Annotated in this window: 20 protein-coding genes and 2 tRNA genes; 14 read left to right on the top strand and 8 right to left on the bottom strand. The window is 55.9% G+C overall.

Annotated features, from left to right (window positions below; genetic code table 11):
* The first annotated feature begins 226 nt into the window (after positions 1-226).
* Together EnteroDNA1_RS01605 and sodB are read left to right on the top strand one after the other, a co-directional pair.
* Entirely contained in the window at positions 227-1,000 is a 774-nt protein-coding gene (locus EnteroDNA1_RS01605; protein ID WP_032657756.1) for a C40 family peptidase, read from the top strand.
* A 122-nt stretch (positions 1,001-1,122) separates the two neighbouring features.
* Positions 1,123-1,704: a superoxide dismutase [Fe] gene (gene sodB, locus EnteroDNA1_RS01600; protein WP_029739795.1), complete on the top strand. Its 582-nt coding sequence runs from the start codon at positions 1,123-1,125 to the stop codon at positions 1,702-1,704.
* Positions 1,705-1,742: 38 nt separating this feature from the next.
* Here the strand turns inward: sodB and EnteroDNA1_RS01595 are convergent, their stop codons facing one another.
* Complete coding sequence (locus EnteroDNA1_RS01595; RefSeq protein WP_069302701.1) at positions 1,743-2,909, bottom strand: MFS transporter; 1,167 nt, start codon at positions 2,907-2,909, stop codon at positions 1,743-1,745.
* A gap of 164 nt (positions 2,910-3,073) precedes the next feature.
* Positions 3,074-3,163, bottom strand: coding sequence for a cytochrome bd-I oxidase subunit CydH (gene cydH / locus EnteroDNA1_RS22275; RefSeq protein ID WP_014883553.1), 90 nt, complete (start codon positions 3,161-3,163; stop codon positions 3,074-3,076).
* A 297-nt stretch (positions 3,164-3,460) separates the two neighbouring features.
* Between cydH and purR the strand changes: the two genes are divergently transcribed.
* On the top strand, positions 3,461-4,486 hold the full coding sequence (gene purR, locus EnteroDNA1_RS01585; protein WP_023335431.1) for an HTH-type transcriptional repressor PurR: 1,026 nt from the start codon (positions 3,461-3,463) through the stop codon (positions 4,484-4,486).
* Positions 4,487-4,503: 17 nt separating this feature from the next.
* Here the strand turns inward: purR and punR are convergent, their stop codons facing one another.
* Positions 4,504-5,415: a DNA-binding transcriptional activator PunR gene (gene punR / locus EnteroDNA1_RS01580; RefSeq protein ID WP_064672347.1), complete on the bottom strand. Its 912-nt coding sequence runs from the start codon at positions 5,413-5,415 to the stop codon at positions 4,504-4,506.
* 114 nt (positions 5,416-5,529) lie between these two features.
* Between punR and punC the strand changes: the two genes are divergently transcribed.
* Positions 5,530-6,729 carry a purine nucleoside transporter PunC gene (gene punC / locus EnteroDNA1_RS01575; RefSeq protein WP_069302700.1) on the top strand — a complete coding sequence of 400 codons (1,200 nt, stop codon included), beginning with the start codon at positions 5,530-5,532 and terminating at the stop codon, positions 6,727-6,729.
* A gap of 298 nt (positions 6,730-7,027) precedes the next feature.
* A complete protein-coding gene (cfa, locus tag EnteroDNA1_RS01570) occupies positions 7,028-8,176 on the top strand; it encodes a cyclopropane fatty acyl phospholipid synthase (RefSeq protein WP_069302699.1) in 1,149 nt (382 codons plus the stop codon).
* Between the two features lie 31 nt (positions 8,177-8,207).
* On the opposite strand, the gene EnteroDNA1_RS01565 is transcribed toward cfa, so the two are convergent.
* A complete protein-coding gene (locus EnteroDNA1_RS01565) occupies positions 8,208-8,852 on the bottom strand; it encodes a riboflavin synthase subunit alpha (RefSeq protein WP_048977446.1) in 645 nt (214 codons plus the stop codon).
* A 225-nt stretch (positions 8,853-9,077) separates the two neighbouring features.
* Between EnteroDNA1_RS01565 and mdtK the strand changes: the two genes are divergently transcribed.
* From mdtK to EnteroDNA1_RS01545, 4 genes are all read left to right on the top strand, one after another.
* Positions 9,078-10,451, top strand: coding sequence for an MdtK family multidrug efflux MATE transporter (gene mdtK / locus EnteroDNA1_RS01560; RefSeq protein ID WP_033145315.1), 1,374 nt, complete (start codon positions 9,078-9,080; stop codon positions 10,449-10,451).
* 153 nt (positions 10,452-10,604) lie between these two features.
* Positions 10,605-10,681: transfer RNA gene (locus EnteroDNA1_RS01555), tRNA-Val, on the top strand.
* Between the two features lie 4 nt (positions 10,682-10,685).
* Positions 10,686-10,762 (top strand) — tRNA-Val (locus EnteroDNA1_RS01550).
* A 118-nt stretch (positions 10,763-10,880) separates the two neighbouring features.
* Positions 10,881-12,473 (top strand): FAD-NAD(P)-binding protein, encoded by a 1,593-nt coding sequence (locus tag EnteroDNA1_RS01545; protein ID WP_069302698.1) that lies wholly within the window; start codon positions 10,881-10,883, stop codon positions 12,471-12,473.
* A gap of 28 nt (positions 12,474-12,501) precedes the next feature.
* Here EnteroDNA1_RS01545 and EnteroDNA1_RS01540 read toward each other — a convergent pair whose 3' ends face one another.
* Together EnteroDNA1_RS01540 and EnteroDNA1_RS01535 are read right to left on the bottom strand one after the other, a co-directional pair.
* The gene (locus EnteroDNA1_RS01540; RefSeq protein WP_039262341.1) at positions 12,502-13,137 is read right to left on the bottom strand and encodes a carbonic anhydrase; all 636 of its coding nucleotides are present in this window, start codon (positions 13,135-13,137) and stop codon (positions 12,502-12,504) included.
* A gap of 72 nt (positions 13,138-13,209) precedes the next feature.
* Positions 13,210-13,992, bottom strand: coding sequence for an MBL fold metallo-hydrolase (locus tag EnteroDNA1_RS01535; RefSeq protein ID WP_069302697.1), 783 nt, complete (start codon positions 13,990-13,992; stop codon positions 13,210-13,212).
* 125 nt (positions 13,993-14,117) lie between these two features.
* Here EnteroDNA1_RS01535 and EnteroDNA1_RS22270 point away from each other — a divergent pair, with 125 nt between their 5' ends.
* Positions 14,118-14,258 carry a hypothetical protein gene (locus EnteroDNA1_RS22270; RefSeq protein ID WP_003857665.1) on the top strand — a complete coding sequence of 47 codons (141 nt, stop codon included), beginning with the start codon at positions 14,118-14,120 and terminating at the stop codon, positions 14,256-14,258.
* Positions 14,259-14,350: 92 nt separating this feature from the next.
* On the opposite strand, the gene EnteroDNA1_RS22425 is transcribed toward EnteroDNA1_RS22270, so the two are convergent.
* Positions 14,351-14,518 carry a hypothetical protein gene (locus EnteroDNA1_RS22425; RefSeq protein ID WP_014831607.1) on the bottom strand — a complete coding sequence of 56 codons (168 nt, stop codon included), beginning with the start codon at positions 14,516-14,518 and terminating at the stop codon, positions 14,351-14,353.
* Between the two features lie 257 nt (positions 14,519-14,775).
* On the opposite strand from EnteroDNA1_RS22425, the gene EnteroDNA1_RS01520 reads away from it, so the two are divergent.
* From EnteroDNA1_RS01520 to EnteroDNA1_RS01505, 4 genes are read left to right on the top strand one after another with little or no spacing between them, the layout of a single operon-like run.
* A complete protein-coding gene (locus tag EnteroDNA1_RS01520; protein ID WP_069303906.1) occupies positions 14,776-15,594 on the top strand; it encodes an ABC transporter substrate-binding protein in 819 nt (272 codons plus the stop codon).
* Between the two features lie 2 nt (positions 15,595-15,596).
* Positions 15,597-16,412, top strand: a complete 816-nt coding sequence (locus EnteroDNA1_RS01515; protein ID WP_069302696.1) for an amino acid ABC transporter ATP-binding protein — start codon at positions 15,597-15,599, stop codon at positions 16,410-16,412.
* Complete coding sequence (locus EnteroDNA1_RS01510; protein ID WP_033145311.1) at positions 16,412-17,188, top strand: amino acid ABC transporter permease; 777 nt, start codon at positions 16,412-16,414, stop codon at positions 17,186-17,188. The genes EnteroDNA1_RS01515 and EnteroDNA1_RS01510 overlap by 1 nt, the downstream gene beginning before the upstream one ends.
* Positions 17,172-17,858 carry an amino acid ABC transporter permease gene (locus tag EnteroDNA1_RS01505; protein ID WP_032657777.1) on the top strand — a complete coding sequence of 229 codons (687 nt, stop codon included), beginning with the start codon at positions 17,172-17,174 and terminating at the stop codon, positions 17,856-17,858. Before EnteroDNA1_RS01510 ends, EnteroDNA1_RS01505 begins: the two co-directional genes overlap by 17 nt.
* Here the strand turns inward: EnteroDNA1_RS01505 and fumD are convergent.
* The gene (gene fumD, locus EnteroDNA1_RS01500) at positions 17,839-18,048 is read right to left on the bottom strand and encodes a fumarate hydratase FumD (protein ID WP_008500615.1); all 210 of its coding nucleotides are present in this window, start codon (positions 18,046-18,048) and stop codon (positions 17,839-17,841) included. The two genes, EnteroDNA1_RS01505 and fumD, sit on opposite strands and share 20 nt — an antisense overlap.
* Positions 18,049-18,138: the final 90 nt, after the last annotated feature.

Raw genomic sequence — 18,138 nt, 5'->3', positions numbered from 1 at the left:
AAAGTTGCATTGCAAATGGTGTTTACCCCTGCGGCGGTCAGGGTTTTGCTTAGGGAGTGGGCAAATGTGCGACAGAACGATGAATTTTTTTGCACTTGCTAACGAAACACGATTGTAGATTGAAAAATGCTATTAACTTTCTGGGTTTTTATAGATTAGAATCGACGGGCTTTGTAAATCACACGCGGGTATTATTGATGACCTGCATTTATCAGGGGACTGCCCAGTGGCGCGGATAAATAAAATCTCGATCACGCTCTGTGCTTTACTGTTTACTTCACTCACTTTCACGCCAGTGGCAAACGCCTCTCAGCAGGCGCGGCATTCTGCTGTACAAAAAAACCATCTGGTGAAAGCCACAGAACGTAAGAAAAAAACCACCGCTAAGAACGACAAGAAAAAAACACCGGCTCAGACGAAACAGACCGCTTCCAGCAAGACGAAAACAAAACCTTCCCGCACTGCCCACTCCGCTAAAAGTAAAGCTTCGCAAACCGCCGCTAACCTCGTTACTGAAAAATGCATCACGCGTAAAGGCCACAAGGCGAAATGCACGAAGGTCACGAAAATAGCGGAAGTGCATAAAGTGCGTGTACAGAAAGCGCAAAAAACCGCGATGAATAAACTGATGGGGCAGATTGGCAAACCTTATCACTGGGGTGGCAGTTCGCCGCGTACCGGGTTTGACTGCAGCGGCCTCGTCTATTACGCCTATAAAGATCTGGTCAAATTCCGCATTCCGCGTACCGCCAATGAGATGTACCACCTGCGCGATGCCTCTCCGGTTGACCGCGGTGAGCTGGAAAACGGCGATCTGGTGTTCTTCCGCACTCAGGGTCGCGGCACGGCTGACCACGTCGGCGTCTATGTCGGCAACGGGAAATTCATCCAGTCTCCACGTAGCGGCCAGGATATTCAGATCACCTCTCTCAGTGAAGACTACTGGCTACGCCACTACGTCGGCGCACGTCGCGTGATGACGCCGAAAACCATTCGTTAACCCCTGCCCTGCCACATCCGTGGCGGGGTAAGTTCCTCTTTTGCATACCCTTTCAATTTGCTATCCTGTCCTTGTTGTCTGTGTGGTTATTGGCAACGCAAAATACAATAAGGAGAGAAGCAATGTCGTTCGAATTACCTGCACTACCGTATGCAAAAGACGCCCTGGCACCGCACATTTCGGCGGAAACCCTGGAATATCATTACGGCAAGCATCACCAGACGTACGTCACCAACCTGAACAATCTGATCAAGGGCACCGATTTTGAAGGCAAAACGCTGGAAGAGATCGTCCGCAGCTCAGAGGGTGGCGTCTTTAACAACGCGGCTCAGGTGTGGAACCACACCTTCTACTGGCACTGCCTGGCACCAAATGCCGGCGGTGAACCTGTCGGTGAACTGGCTACCGCTATCAACGCCGCATTTGGCAGCTTCGCGGATTTCAAAGCGAAATTTACCGATGCAGCCATCAAGAACTTCGGTTCTGGCTGGACGTGGCTGGTTAAAGAGGCGGATGGCAAACTGGCTATCGTGTCCACTTCAAACGCGGGCACCCCGCTGACCACCAGCGCTAAGCCGCTGATGACCGTGGACGTGTGGGAACACGCTTACTACATTGATTACCGCAACGCGCGCCCGAACTACCTGGAGCACTTCTGGGCACTGGTTAACTGGGACTTTGTCGCGAAGAACTTCGCCGCGTAAGAGACACGCAGAAGGGTACGCCCTTCTGCGTTTTTGGTTTATTCCGCAGCGCAGGCTGCTTCAGGCTGTTTACGACCCGACATTATCACCAGCAGCAGGCCGAGCGCGGCAATAATCGCCCCCATCACCGGCACAAAGCTGTACCCCAGACCGCCTGAAATCACGGCCCCACCGGCCGCCGCGCCCAGGGCATTACCCAGGTTAAACGCACCGATATTCACGGAAGATGAAAGTCCCGGCGCCTCGTGCGCCACACGCATCACGCGCATCTGCAGCGGCGGCACCACGGCGAAAGTGGCGGCTCCCCAGACGACCATCGCAATCGCGGCCCCGAACTCATTACGCGCCAGCCACGGAATGGCAACCATGATGACGATCAGCAGGGTTAAGAAGCCCTTCAGCGTCCCGCTCACGGAACGGTCGGCAAATTTCCCGCCCAGATAGTTGCCGATCGAGAAGCCCACGCCAATCAGCACCAGCATCGCGGTAACGAAGAGAGGCGTTGCGTGGGTGATATCGTGCAGTACCGGTGAAATATAGGTGTAGAGGGTAAACATCGCCCCTGCCCCCAGCACGGTGGTGAGCAACGCGGAGAGCACCTGCGGGCGCATCAGCACCGCCAGCTCTTTACGCACTTCCGGACGTTCTCCGGCATTGCCTTTCGGCAGGGAGAAGAACAGCGCCACCATCGCAATCACGCCCAGCCCGGCCGTCGCCAGGAAAGACATACGCCAGCCGATCGCTTCTCCCAGCCAGGTTGCCGCAGGCACCCCGCCGATATTGGCAATCGTCAGCCCCATAAACATGGTTGCCACGGCGCTCGCCTGCTTGTGTTTTGGCACCACGCTGGCAGCCACAACCGATCCCAGCCCAAAGAACGCGCCGTGGTTAAGGCTGGTCAGAATGCGCGACAGCATCAATGTGGTGTAGTCCGGCGAAATGGCCGAAAGCACGTTGCCCAGGGTGAAAATCGCCATCAGGAAAATCAGCGCATTGCGGCGCGCGCGGTGTGAAAGAAGAAGCGTCATCAGCGGCGCCCCGACCATCACGCCGATAGCGTAGGCGCTGATTAACATCCCTGCCGCAGGGATAGAGACATCTACGCCCCGGGCAATAACAGGCAGTAACCCCATCGGGGAGAATTCAGTGGTGCCAATCCCAAAAGCGCCAATCGCCAGGGCCAGCAGGGGAAAATTGATTTTCATGCGTCAACTCCGGATGCCGTGTCATGTGGTGACACAGAACAAAGAAGCAGAAAGCATGACATCAATCACAAAAAATGAGAAGTTAACAAAATGGCAAAAGATTTTTGCCAGAGAAGTAACAATCCGGGGAGTTGGGAGGGAGAAGGCTCTCCCTCCGCGTAAAATCAGTGCAGCGCAGCCGTCAGACCGGCCGCAACAATCAGAGCCAGCACAACAATGGTGGTGAACAGCGAAAACTTAAGATCGGAACTCATCAATTTTTCTCCTTTTAATCCCCACACGAAAAGTGAGCTTGCTCATTTTTGCACAGATTACGTCAAAAATCTTCCTGGATTTATACTGATAACCACTTTACCTCTTCCCCTTTTCATCAAGATAGGACAAAATTCCACGCTAAATTTATTAGCGTACCGGCCATTGACCCCCTCCTGACGTCCCGTGTCGTTTTCCCGGCGTGCCGCAATTCAAGATTGCGAGATAAGGGTGAGAGAAGGCAAACGTTTACCTTCAAGTTTTTCAGGAGCTTAGGATATGGTCTGGAGTGACATTTAATGGCAACAATTAAAGACGTAGCAAAACGCGCAAACGTTTCCACTACAACCGTATCACATGTAATTAACAAAACCCGCTTTGTGGCGGAAGAGACGCGCAACGCCGTCTGGGCAGCGATCAAAGAGCTGCACTATTCGCCAAGTGCGGTTGCGCGTAGCCTCAAGGTTAATCACACCAAGTCCATTGGATTGCTGGCGACCAGCAGTGAAGCGGCCTATTTTGCCGAGATCATTGAAGCGGTCGAAAAGAACTGCTTCCAGAAAGGCTATACCCTGATTCTGGGCAACGCGTGGAACAGCATTGAAAAACAGCGTGCCTACCTGTCGATGATGGCGCAAAAGCGCGTTGATGGCCTGCTGGTGATGTGTTCCGAGTACCCGGAATCCGTGCTGTCGATGCTGGAAGAGTATCGCCATATTCCGATGGTGGTGATGGACTGGGGCGAAGCGCGCGCAGACTTTACCGATTCCGTTATCGATAACGCCTTTGAAGGCGGCTATATGGCCGGTCGTTATCTGATCGAACGCGGCCACCGCGAGATTGGCGTGATCCCCGGTCCGCTGGAGCGCAACACCGGCGCGGGCCGTCTGGCCGGTTTTATGAAAGCGATGGAAGAAGCGTTGATCAACGTGCCGGAAAACTGGATTGTGCAGGGCGACTTTGAGCCGGAATCGGGCTACCGCGCGATGCAGCAGATCGTCTCCCAGCCGCACCGTCCGACCGCCGTGTTCTGCGGGGGCGACATCATGGCCATGGGCGCGCTCTGCGCTGCCGACGAGCTGGGCCTGCGCGTACCGCAGGATATATCCGTGATCGGCTATGACAACGTGCGTAACGCGCGTTTCTTCACCCCGGCGCTGACCACCATTCACCAGCCGAAAGATTCGCTGGGCGAAACGGCCTTCAATATGCTGATGGACAGGATCGTCAACAAGCGCGAAGAGTCGCAGTCTATTGAAGTTCACCCGCGTCTTATCGAACGCCGTTCCGTTGCGGACGGTCCGTTCCGCGACTACCGTCGTTAATCGCTTTACGGGGCCAGCTATGCTGGCTCCCGTAACCATTCCCGGTTCAGCGTTTCGCTGTCTCCCAGATAATCCAGCAGCCAGGCCATCGCAGGCGAGACGTCATTTTGCTGCCAGGTGAGGCAGCAGGCCGCATCCGGGAACGGATTCTCCAGCGTCAGCTCAACCCACTCTCCGGTATCGATGCGCGGACGCGCGAAATGAACGGGCACCATCGCGACGCACAGCCCGGCGCTGAGGCACGTCGCCGACGATTCCCAGTCAGGGGCCACCACCCGCCGCTGGTTGTCCAGAAGCCAGGTGATACGCTTGGGCAATGAACGGGACGTATCCTCCAGCACCAGCGACGGCCAGTTGCGCAGCGTGTCATCGCTGAGCGGCCCTTCCATCGACGCCAGCGGATGATCGCTTGCCACCACGCATTTCCAGCTCAGCATCCCCATGTCGCGAAAAGCGTAACGTCCCCCGACCGGGATCGCCTGCGTAGCCCCAATCGCCATCTCTGCCCTGCCGTCCGCCAGTGCATCCCAGACGCCGTTAAACACCTCCTGCGAGACCCGCAGCTCGACGTCAGAGAAATGACGGTAGAAATCGACGATCATCTGCCGGGTGCGTTCCGGCTTAACGATGTTATCCACCGCGATGGAAAGATGTCCCCGCCAGCCGTTAGCGATCTGCTGACACTGTTCGCGGGTGATCTGCATTTTTTTGATAACAGAACGCCCTTCCTTCAAAAACCACGCGCCTGCGGGCGTTAATTCCACATCACGATGCCGCCGTTCAAACAGCGGAACCGCCAGCCACTCCTCCAGCTGGCGCACCGTGTAGCTTATTGCCGAAGGGACGCGGTGCAGCTCCTGCGCCGCACCGCTGAAGCTGCCGTTACGCGCAACAGCATCGACCACTTCAAGAGAATAATCTGACCACATTTTCTGCCTGCAAATTTTTTGAATGCACCAGCCAAATATTAGCGTTTCACAAGCAGCTTTGCACTCCCTACACTCAGCGCCAATGTATACCTGCCTCCTCAGGAGAATAAAATAATGCAACCCAGGAACGGTTTTTTAGTCTGGCTCGGCGGCTTAAGCGTGCTGGGCTTTTTGGCCACCGATATGTACCTGCCGGCGTTTGCCGCCATGCAGGAAGATTTACAAACGCCGGCTGCCGCCATCAGCGCCAGCCTGAGCTTATTCCTCGCCGGCTTTGCCTTCGCACAGCTGCTCTGGGGACCGCTCTCGGATCGCTTTGGTCGTAAGCCGGTGCTGTTGCTGGGCCTGGCCATTTTTGCCGTGGGCTGCCTGGGGATGCTATGGGTACGCGATGCCAGCTGGCTGCTGGTGCTGCGTTTTATTCAGGCCGTGGGCGTCTGTGCCGCGGCCGTGACCTGGCAGGCGCTGGTCACCGACTACTATCCGGCTAACCGCACAAACCGTATTTTCGCCACCATTATGCCGCTGGTAGGTCTCTCACCTGCCCTCGCCCCACTGCTGGGCAGCTGGATCCTCGCTCATTTCGACTGGCAGGCCATTTTCGCCACGCTGTTTGCCATTACCCTGGTCCTGATGCTGCCGGCGTTCGCCCTTAAGCCCGCGCATAAAAAAGAAGCGCATGCAGACGCGAAGCCGATTACCTTCACTTCCCTGCTCAGCGCCAAAGCGTATCGCGGGAATGTCCTGATCTATGCCGCCTGCTCGGCAAGCTTCTTCGCGTGGCTCACCGGCTCGCCGTTCATTCTGCACGATATGGGCTACAGCCCGGCAGCCATCGGCCTGAGCTATGTTCCGCAGACCATCGCATTCCTGGTGGGCGGGTACGGCTGTCGCGCGGCGCTGCAAAAGTGGGAAGGTCAGCAGATGCTGCCGTGGCTGCTGGTGCTGTATGCGCTGAGCGTCATCGGGACCTGGGCCGTTGGCTTTATTCCTGGCGCCGGTCTGGCCGAAATTTTGATCCCATTCTGCGTGATGGCCGTTGCGAACGGGGCGATTTACCCTATCGTTGTAGCGCAGGCGCTGCGTCCCTTCCCGCAGGCAACAGGCCGCGCCGCCGCGCTGCAGAACACCCTGCAGCTGGGGCTGTGCTTCCTGGCAAGCCTGGTGGTCTCCGCGCTGATTGCCACGCCGCTCCTGACCACTACCAGCGTGATGCTGGTGACCGTTGCGATGGCGGTGTTGGGCTATCGCATGCAGGCCTCCGCGCAGCGTGAGCAGGAAAAGAGTGCTCAGGTTGAAACGTCACATGCCTGATTGCGCCAGAAATCATGTTAATTTTCAGTGATTAGGTTGCTAAGAATTTTCTATTGAATCACCAAATTTTGAGGCCTATACTAAATTTGGTTCGATTAAATACGATAAATATTAAGTGTTAACGGGAGCCGGAGTGCTCCCGTTTTACCATGGAAGGCATTTCGGCAAGGGTTATCTCCCTTCCTCTGTTCTACGTCGGATATTAGCCTCGCGGTATTTACCGTGAGATTTCTCACAAACCAAAAAAAGCGTCTACGCTGTTTTAAGGTTCTGATCACAGTAGGGTGATGGAGAAGCTATGAGTTCATCGTGTATAGAAGAAGTCAGCGTTCCGGACGATAACTGGTCCCGGATCGTCAGTGAACTGTTAGGTCGAGCAGGCATCACTATCAATGGATCATCGCCATCCGATCCTCAGGTTAAACATCCCGACTTTTTTAAACGCGTGCTGCGAGAGGGATCGTTAGGCCTGGGAGAAAGCTACATGGACGGCTGGTGGGAGTGCGAACGTCTGGATACCTTTTTCGCCAGCGTGCTGCGTGCCGGTCTTGAAAATCAACTCCCTCGCAATCTGAAAGACACCCTGCGCGTCGCCTCTGCCCGACTGTTCAATCTGCAAAGTAAAAAACGCGCGTGGATCGTTGGTAAAGAACACTACGATCTTGGCAACGACCTGTTCAGCCGTATGCTGGACCCTTTCATGCAGTACTCCTGCGCCTACTGGAAAGAGGCGTCGACGCTTGAAGAGGCCCAGCAGGCCAAGCTGCGTCTGATTAGCGAGAAGCTGCAGCTCCAGCCCGGAATGCGCGTGCTGGATATCGGCTGCGGCTGGGGCGGGCTGGCGTATTTTATGGCGAAGCACTATGGCGTCAGCGTCGTCGGCGTCACGATTTCAGCGGAACAGCAAAAAATGGCGCGGGAACGCTGCCAGGGTCTCGATGTGGATATCCGGCTGCAGGATTACCGTGATCTGAACGAACAGTTTGACCGGATCGTTTCCGTCGGCATGTTCGAGCACGTCGGGCCAAAAAACTACGCTACCTATTTTGAGGTGGTGGATCGGAATCTGAAACCGGACGGCATCTTCCTGCTGCACACCATCGGCTCTAAGCGAACCGACAATAACGTCGACCCGTGGATCAACAAATACATCTTTCCGAATGGCTGTTTACCGTCAGTCCGCCAGATTGCCAACGCCAGTGAATCCCATTTTGTAATGGAAGACTGGCACAACTTTGGCGCGGATTACGACACCACGTTGATGGCCTGGCATGCGCGTTTTCAGGAAACCTGGCCTGAGATTGCGGACAACTATTCTGAACGATTCAGGCGGATGTTTAGCTATTATCTGAATGCCTGCGCGGGGGCGTTTCGCGCACGGGATATTCAGCTCTGGCAGGTGGTATTCAGCCGTGGGATTGAACACGGATTACGTGTCGCACGCTAAAAAAATAACCCCGGATGCCCGGGGTTATTTTTTATTCTTCTTCTGCGGTGGTCTTTATTATTGCCGCTTCTTTTGCTGCCAGCACGCGCTCAACCGTATCCACCACCGCCTGGGTTTGCGGATCGATTTCAATATTCACGCGATGCCCCAGTTTTTTGGCGCCCAGCGTGGTGCGCTGCAGCGTTTCAGGAATTAAATGCACGCAAAAACGCGTTGGCGTTACTTCACCCACCGTCAGGCTAATCCCGTCAATGCCAATAAATCCTTTATAGAGGATGTATTTCATTAATGAAGGATCCTGCATTTTAAACCAGATTTGACGGTTATTTTCCGAGGTCACGATTTTTGCCACTTCAGCGGTGGTCATGATGTGACCGGACATCAGGTGACCGCCAATCTCATCGCTGAACTTCGCCGCCCGCTCAACGTTAACGGTATCTCCCACCGCCAGCTCGCCAAGGTTGGTGATGCGCAGCGTCTCTTTCATTAAATCAAAGCTAATCTGGTTGCCGTTAATTTCGGTAACGGTCAGGCAGCAGCCGTTATGAGCAATCGACGCGCCTGTTTCAATGCCCTCAAGCATATATTCCGGCAGCTCAACAACATGAGTACGGAAATTAGGTTTTTCATCAATGGACACCACTTTGGCGGTGCCCTGCACAATACCAGTAAACATGCTTACAACTCCTGTTTTTTCCGGACGGTGGTGACACCGTTTAATCCCACCACAATAACAGTTGGAAAAAGAGGTTGCCAGCGGAGCGCATTTTCTGGCGATTTTTTCACTAGATAAATAGCTAAAGCCCGCTACAATAGCTGGCACCCCCCTGCATTTTCTTCTTGCTGCCCGTTTCGGCGGCTTTTTTAGTCTCTCAAATAACAACAAAATAAAGGTGTTCACGTGCAGAAGTACATGAATGAAGCGCGCCAGCTATTGGCACTGGCTATCCCAGTGATCGTCGCGCAAGTGGCCCAGACCGCAATGGGATTTGTGGATACGGTAATGGCAGGTGGCTATAGCGCCACCGATATGGCGGCCGTTGCTATCGGCACGTCAATCTGGCTTCCGGCCATCCTGTTCGGCCACGGTCTGCTGCTCGCGCTCACGCCGGTTATCGCTCAGCTCAATGGCTCGGGTCGTCGCGAGCGCATTGCCCATCAGGTTCGTCAGGGTTTCTGGCTGGCAGGGTTTGTTTCCGTGCTGATCATGGTCGTGCTCTGGAACGCGGGCCACATCATTCGCGCTATGCATAACATTGACCCGGCACTGGCTGATAAAGCCGTGGGCTATCTGCGCGCCCTGCTCTGGGGTGCGCCCGGCTACCTCTTTTTCCAGGTGGCGCGTAACCAGTGTGAAGGCCTGGCGAAAACCAAGCCCGGGATGGTGATGGGCTTTATCGGCCTGCTGGTCAACATTCCGGTGAACTACGTGTTTATTTACGGTCATTTCGGGATGCCGGAGCTGGGCGGCGTCGGCTGCGGCGTGGCGACGGCGGCCGTTTACTGGGTGATGTTCTTCTCCATGATCGCCTTTGTAAAACGCGCCCGTTCCATGCGCGATATTCGCAACGAGAAAAGATTTAGCACGCCGGACTGGAACATCATGACGCGTCTGGTGCAGTTAGGGTTGCCGATCGCCCTCGCGCTGTTCTTTGAAGTGACCCTGTTTGCCGTGGTTGCCCTGCTGGTCTCCCCGCTGGGCATTGTGAACGTGGCCGGACACCAGATTGCGCTGAACTTCAGCTCCCTGATGTTCGTCCTGCCGATGTCGCTGGCGGCGGCGGTGACGATCCGCGTCGGCTTCCGCCTGGGCCAGGGCTCAACGCTGGATGCGCAAACGGCCGCCCGGACCGGGCTGGGCGTCGGCGTCTGCATGGCTGTCTGTACGGCGCTCTTTACCGTTGCACTGCGGGAGCAGATCGCCCTGCTCTACAACGACAACCCGGAAGTGGTCACGCTGGCATCGCACCTGATGCTGCTGGCCGCAATTTACCAGATCTCTGACTCCATCCAGGTGATTGGCAGCGGCGTGCTGCGCGGATATAAAGACACGCGCTCCATCTTCTTTATCACCTTCATCGCCTACTGGGTGCTGGGTCTGCCGTGTGGCTATATCCTGGCGCTTACCGATCTTGTGGTGGATCGCATGGGTCCGGCAGGGTTCTGGATGGGCTTTATCATCGGCCTGACGTCGGCGGCGATTATGATGATGATGCGAATGCGCTTCCTGCAGCGCCAGCCATCAACGGTCATTTTGCAACGCGCTGCACGTTAACGACGCGGTAGCCGCCGCCCGGCGGCTACTTTCTCTTCACTTTGCGCGGTAATGAAGCAATCGCGTGAAATCAGAGAGAAAAATGCATTTTCCCTCTTGCCACCTCGATGCTGTGCCGCTAATATTCGTCCCCGTTGTCAGCGACAACACGTTGCGTTCATAGCTCAGTTGGTTAGAGCACCACCTTGACATGGTGGGGGTCGTTGGTTCGAGTCCAATTGAACGCACCATTCTGCGTCCGTAGCTCAGTTGGTTAGAGCACCACCTTGACATGGTGGGGGTCGGTGGTTCGAGTCCACTCGGACGCACCATTTCAGTCCTGAAATGGTGCAAATCCTCTTCTGATATCCTGAATTTTCCTAATCCCTTATTTTCTTCATTGTTCTCCTGCTACGCTTTTCTTATGGAAAAAAAACAGGAAGACCGTCGATGAAGAAAATCGCGATTATCGGCTCCGGCCCCACAGGGATTTACACCTTTTATCACCTGCTTAAGAACAGCACGCCGCTCTCCGTTTCCGTTTTCGAACAGGCCGATGAAGCTGGCGTGGGTATGCCCTATAACGACGATAACTCTCGTCTGATGCTGGCGAACATTGCGAGCATTGAAATCCCGCCCATTTTTATGACCTACCTCGACTGGCTGAAGGATCAGAGCGAAGCTCATCTGGCGCGCTTTAAGGTTGATAAAGCCCGCCTGCATGACCGACAGTTCCTGCCCCGGCTTCTGCTGGGCGAGTATTTTCGCGACAGCTTTCGTTCAATCGTGAAAGAGGCCAGAAAGCTGCGGTTTCAGGTTGATGTCCATGAATCCGCCCAGGTCACCGATATCGTGCCCACGAAAGAAGGGGTCACGCTTTCCGTCAACGACAGCGCCTTTCCTGAACGCTTCGACCTTGCGGTTATCGCAACCGGCCACGTCTGGCCAGAAGAGGACGAAGCCACGCGCGCGTTCTTTCCAAGCCCCTGGTCCGGTCTGATGGATGCCAGTATTCCTCCCTGCCGCGTCGGTATCATGGGGACATCGTTAAGCGGTCTCGACGCGGCCATGGCGGTAGTGATGCAGCACGGTGAATTTCGTGATGATAAATTCGTGCTGGATAAAGGCAGCGACGCGTTGAAGATTGTCCTGATGTCCCGAACGGGTATTCTGCCGGAAGCCGATTTTTACTGCCCTATTCCTTATGAACCGCTGTCGGTCTTAACCGAATTCGTGGTTGAAAACGAGATCGCCAAAGGTTCGGATGGCCTGCTCGACCGTATATTTACCCTGATGGTGAAAGAGCTTCAACTCGCTGACCCGACGTGGTGTGAGAAAATATCCCTGCATAAGCAGAATGCGGACAGCATTCGTGAGGCCTGGTTTGAGGATCGTAAACGGCACGGCCCCTTTACCTGGGCGGAAGAAAATCTCAACGAGGTGGAGCGGAACAAACGCGAGCGGCGCACCGTAGCCTGGCGCTATACCGTCCTTCGGCTGCATGAGGTGGTTCAGGAGATTGTTCCCCACCTCAACGAACGGGACAGAGAGCGCTTTAAGCAAGGCCTCGCCCGCGTATTTATCGACAACTATGCGGCCATCCCTCCGCAGTCTATCCGCAGGCTGCTCGCGCTTCGCGAAGCCGGCATCATCAGCGTGGCGACGCTCGGTGACGATTACGCGCTGGAGGTTGGCAGCGATCGAACGGTGATAACCACAGAAGAGACCGTTTACCGTTTCGACGTGTTTATTGATGCGCGCGGGCAAAAGCCGCTCAAAACGAAAGATCTGCCCTTTCCGACGCTGCGCAAACAGCTGGAAGCCACGGGTGAAGAGATACCGGACGTCGGTGAGGATTACACCTTAAATGCGCCTGACGCCGTTCGCGGGCGCATTGCCTTCGGCGCGATACCGTGGCTGATGCACGATCGTCCCTTCGTTCAGGGGCTGGCGGAGTGTGCAGAGATTGCGGAAGCAATGGCGAAGGCGGCGGAAAAACCCGCGTCGGGATCGCGGCGCAGACTACCGTATATCGAGAACTGACAGGGCTTCCATGCCCTGCTGTCGCGGATTACTCGAAGAAGACTTCCGGGTTTTCAGACAGCGAAACGAAGGATTTCGTCGCTTTATCCAGGGCAAGAATTTTGCCGCTTTCAATGTCGTACACCCAGCCGTGCAGTCGGATGGAGTTATTACGCAGGCCCACCGCGACGGACGGGTGGGTCTTAATGTTGCTCAGCTGCGCAAACACGTTCTCCTGCACCATCGCATTGACTTTATCGATCGGCTTATCCCAGGTTTTCTTCTCTACCACGGCTTTCGCCGCGTCAGAATAGCGCAGCCAGTGTGACACAGCAGGCATCGGCTCCAGGTTCGCGTTATCGGCAATCGCCTTCATCGCGCCACAGTTGGAGTGACCGCAAATCACGATATCCGTGACGCCCAGCGCCACCACGGCGTATTCGATGGTTGCAGACACGCCGCCAGGCTCCGGCCCGAACGGCGGCACGATGTTGCCAGCATTACGAATGACAAAGAGTTGTCCTGGCTCTTGCTGGGTGACCAGTTCAGGGACCAGACGGCTGTCGGAGCATGAGATGAACAGCGCTTTGGGATTCTGGCTGGACGCTAAACTGCGGAAGAGTTCTTTACGTTGCGGGAAAATCTCTTTTTGAAAGCTGAGAAAACCTTCAATGATATGTTGCATAGCAATGTCTCTTTTATCTGTTTTAGTTTAGGCATGATCGAGATCACACTCGTAAAGTTTACCCATCGTGGTTTACTTCAGACAAGCAATATATTTCTGGCCCGACCGCTGAACAATCTCGTCCGCGAAGGCCGGGATGTTCTGTCCTTCAAACGCGCCGTAAAGACGTTCGAAGGTTTTGCCTTCGAGATGATTCACCACCGACGCCACGGCGCGGGCCGGCAGCGGAAGATAATTCGGGTAGCTCCACATAAACGAGACGGCGTCTTTACCCGGCGTGACCTGCAGAATATCGCCCACCAGCAATACCCCATCCCCCTCCTGCCAGTGCAGCACCGTTCCACCGGCAAAATGCCCGCCCAGACGCAGCAAGGTGACCGACGGGAAAATCTCCAGCGCATCCCCCTCCCAGAAATGAATGGCCGGGCTGTCGCGCATGACCCACTCTCTGTCGCTGGCGTGCAGGTAAACCGGCGCATCAAACGCCGCAGCCCACTCCTGCATCGTGGTGTAATAGTGCGGATGTGAAATAGCAATCGCGCTGATGCCGCCGAGGGCGGTAATGAGCGTTTTGGTTGCGGGGTCGAGGTTGGCGATGCAGTCCCAGAGGATATTGCCGTGGGGCGTTTGCAGGAATAGCGCCCGCTGGTTTATCGCAAACGCGGGCACCGTTTTGATCCCGAACAGCCGCGGCTCCAGCTGCTGCCATTTGTTGGTATGGGTGGCGGTGACGGTGTCGAAATCGGTCCATGCCTGGCCCGTGGCGGGCACGTACTGACGCTCATCCTCGCAAATCGGGCAACTGTCCGGGCGGGCATCGTAGGCGGTTCCGCAGGTTTTACAGAGTGTAATCATGTGCTCTCCTCAGCGATAAAGCACTGAGTATGGCAGGGATTATCCTTATGTGCTGCGAGGTACATTGCTGGCTTTTTTTGCCCTATACTGTGCCAGTATCAAAAACTGAACAGAGCAGGTGCCACATGGAAATTGATCTCGATAACTTAGTCTTTAACGGTCTGGATGAAGCCGAAGAGCGTAATGCCGAACGTCTGGACGATGCAGACAAAAAAGCGCAGGCGATTGTCGCCGACGACGACTGCGGTGACGCCTGCAAAATCTAATAAAAAAGCACCGGGAAACCGGTGCTTTTTTATTTCACTCGTTAAACGTCACGCACACCTCGTTCCAGTACGTTTCGCGCGTGCGGCGCAGTTCAGCGTGACGTTTTATCATGGAACCACTCCGGGTCAATGTTGGCAACGTCCACGCCATACAGGCTGGCGACAGGCAGGATTGACTCAAGAACACGTTGCGCGCTGTTCTCCGCATTCACTGGTCGGGTCGCAAAAAACCGCCGTAACGTGCTGATCCACTTTTTCATCGTCTTACCCTCTCTCGCCGTGTCTGATCTCAGTTAAGCACTCAAATGCCGCGCGGGGGAAATACCAAAATCCACTGTCGATGTGCAGGATTTGCAAATAGCATCCCGTTCTTTTCACTCTTCATTAACACGTTGTTCACTAATGCTTTTTTGCTCATAGCAAAGAACGATTTCTTATTTGGCGATAGCTTTCGCTTATGGGAGCGTAGCGGGGTAAAACAAAAACAACGGGATGGCGAATGACTATGGCAGCAAACATGAAAGGGTTTACCAAACGGACACTGGTTCTGGCATTACTGGCGGCGGGGAGCCTGCTTTCAGCGCAGGCACAGGCCGATCAGCTGGCGGATATTAAGGCCGCAGGGGTGGTGAAAGTGGCCACGTTTGACGCCAACCCGCCGTTTGGCTCTATTGATGCCAAAACGCACGAGATCGTGGGTTATGACGTGGACTTCGCCAAAGCGCTGGCAAAATCGCTCGGCGTGAAGCTTGAACTGGTTGCCACCAATCCGGCTAACCGTATTCCGCTGCTGCAGTCCGGAAAAGCAGATCTGATCGTGGCGGATATCACCATCACCCCGGAACGCGCACAGGTGATTGATTTCTCAACGCCTTACTTTGTCACCGGCCAGCAGTTCCTGGTGCCGGCTAAATCACCGGACAAGCTTGATGACTACAGCCGGGCGCGTATTGGCGCGGTCAAAGGAACGACGGGCGAGCAGGCGCTGCACCAGCGTTTCCCGCAGTCGCGCGTGCTCTCGTATGACGATATTCCGCTGGCGCTGACGGCACTGCGCAACGGTAACGTACAGGCCATCACCCAGGACAGCACCATTCTGGCCGGTCTGCTGGCGCAGGCGCCGGATAAAGCGAACTTTAAAATCCTGCCCGACCTGCTCAGCAAAGAAGAGATTGGCGTTGGGGTGAAGAAGGGTGAAACGGCGCTGCTGAAGGCCGTTAACGACGAGCTGGTTAATCTCGAGAAGAACGGTCAGGCAGCAAAAATCTACGATGTCTGGTTTGGCCCAAACACGCCTTCCCCACAGCCTCGCGCCTTTAAAATAGAAGCCAGATAATTATGCTCTCAGGTTTATTTTCACACTCCGCGGCCGGTGCCGCGGATTTTTCACATCTGGAACAGGCCAGCGTCGAGTTTCGTCATGTGGACAAACGCTACGGTGACCATCAGGTTTTAAACGACATTAACCTCACCATCACGCCCGGTGAAGTGGTCGCCATCCTCGGTCCTTCGGGTTCCGGTAAATCCACCCTGATTCGTCTTATCAACCAGCTTGAAACCCTGAGCGGCGGGGAGATTCTGGTCGACAACAAGCCTACCGCAAAGCTCTCCGGTACCGGGCTGCGCCAGCTGCGCAGCCGCGTGGGGTTTGTGTTCCAGCAGTTCAATCTTTACGCCCACCTCACCGCCAGCCAGAATATCACCCTGGCGCTGGAGCACGTTCACGGCTGGAAGCCGCAGCCCGCACGGGAGCGCGCGCTGGCCCTGCTGGAGAAGGTCGGGATGCTGGAAAAAGCCCACCATTTCCCGGCAGAGCTTTCCGGTGGACAGCAGCAGCGCGTCGCGATTGCCCGCGCCCTCGCCTCTTCACCGCAAATCATTCTGTTCGATGAACCCACCTCCGCGCTGGATCCGGAGATGATTGGTGAAGTGCTGTACGTGATGAAAGCCCTCGCCCACAGCGGGATCACGATGATCGTGGTGACCCACGAGATGCAGTTTGCCCGGGAAATTGCCGACCGGATTGTCTTTATCGACGGCGGGCAAATTCTGGAAACCGCGCCGCCGGCACAGTTTTTCAGCCAGCCGTCGCATCCGCGCGCGCAGCGGTTCCTGCAAAAGGTGCTCAACCCGCTGCATCAGGAGCATCTGTAATGCCCGCGCTCGACTGGCAAGGGGTACTGACCGGACAGCCTCTGCAGTGGATACTCTCCGGATTCCTCACCACCCTGTGGGTCACGCTTGCCGGGATGCTGCTGGCCAGCCTGCTCGCACTGCTCTTTATGCTCCTGCGCCTTTCCGGCGGACGCCCCGGGAACGCGGTCGTCAGCAGCTGGGTGTCGCTGTTTCGCAATACGCCGCTGCTGGTGCAGCTGCTGTTCTGGTATTTTGCCGCCTGGAACGGGCTACCGCAGGCGTTCCGCGACGCGGTGAACGCGGATCACAGCTGGTCAATTCTGCCCGGCGACGTCTGGTGGTTTACGCCCGAATTTTTATGTTCTGCCTGGGGGTTGGGCGTCTTTACCTCGGCGTTTTTAATCGAAGAGGTGGAGTCGGGCTTACGTTCCGTACCTGCCGGACAGCGGGAGGCGGCGCTCGCGCAGGGATTCTCCGCGTGGCGTCTGTTTCGTTACATCCTTCTGCCGCAGGGCCTGGCCAACGCCTGGCAGCCGGTCGTGGGCCAGTACCTAAATCTGATGAAGCTCTCCTCGCTCGCGAGCGGGATTGGCTTTGCCGAGCTGACCTATCAGGTCAGGCAGATCGAGAGCTATAACGCGCACGCGCTGGAGGCGTTTACCCTCGGTACCGCGCTCTATCTGCTGACCGGCCTGGTCATGGGGATGGTGCTGGTTCGCATCGGGCCTGACGCGAAACGTAAACGCCCAGGCGTCGCCACCACAGGGAGTGAAAAACATGATTGCCGGACTTAACGTCATCACCGATAACCTCGACTATCTGCTGTGGGGACGCGCGGCGACGGGTGAACCGGGGGGCGTATTGCTGTCGTTGATGATGGCGGCCGGGGCCGCCGTCATCGCCCTGCCCGGTGGGATAGTGCTCGCGTGTCTGGCCTGGCGCTTTACCGGGCTCGTGCGAAAGGCCCTCTTTCTGTGGGCAGAGCTGATTCGCGGCATCCCGCTCATCTTCGTGATTTTCTGGATGTGGTATCTCCTGCCGCTTATGACCGGGGGCGATCTGCCGGGAGCGCTGACCGTCACGCTGGCTCTGGCCTGGTTTACCGCGGCAACAGTGATGCACTCGGTGCTGGCCGGGCTTAACGCGCTACCGTCAGGACAATACGAGGCCGCACTGTCTCAGGGATTCAGCACGCAGCAAACCCTCCTGCGCGTGCTGCTGCCGCAGGCGCTGAGGAATATTCTGCCGTCGCTGGTGGGGATTTTTATCAGCCTGCTGAAGGATACGTCGCTGGCGTTTATCGTGAACGTACCGGAACTGACCACGGTGGCGGGACAGGTCAACAACCGGGTGCAAATCTACCCGGCGGCCATTTTTATCTTTACGGGCGTGGTCTACTACTTGCTCTGCTGCTCGCTCGAACAGCTTGCGAAGCGCTGGCGCATTACCCGGCCAGCGCTTTAACCACCGTTTCCATCGCTTCGGTTGTCAATTCACTGCGCTTAACGCGCTGGTTCGCCAGCGCGGTACGCAGGACTCCGGCAATGACAATATGCTTTGGCTCCTGCCCTAAATCACGCATCTCAAGCACCACCTTCCCGACCACCCGGCACATCTCCTGATACAGCGCTTCATCTTTGGTCACGTTACCCATCGTCATCACTCCATTGCCTGTTAAACGTTGAGCTTAAATGATTCTCCTGCCGGATACAAAAAAGAAGCCCGGCGAGAGACTCGCCGGGCT

It is taken from the genome of Enterobacter sp. HK169 (genome assembly GCF_001719105.1).
GTDB lineage: Bacteria > Pseudomonadota > Gammaproteobacteria > Enterobacterales > Enterobacteriaceae > Enterobacter > Enterobacter asburiae_B.
The sequence above is the reverse complement of the archived record's forward strand: the minus strand, read 5'-3'. Positions and strand labels throughout refer to the sequence as shown.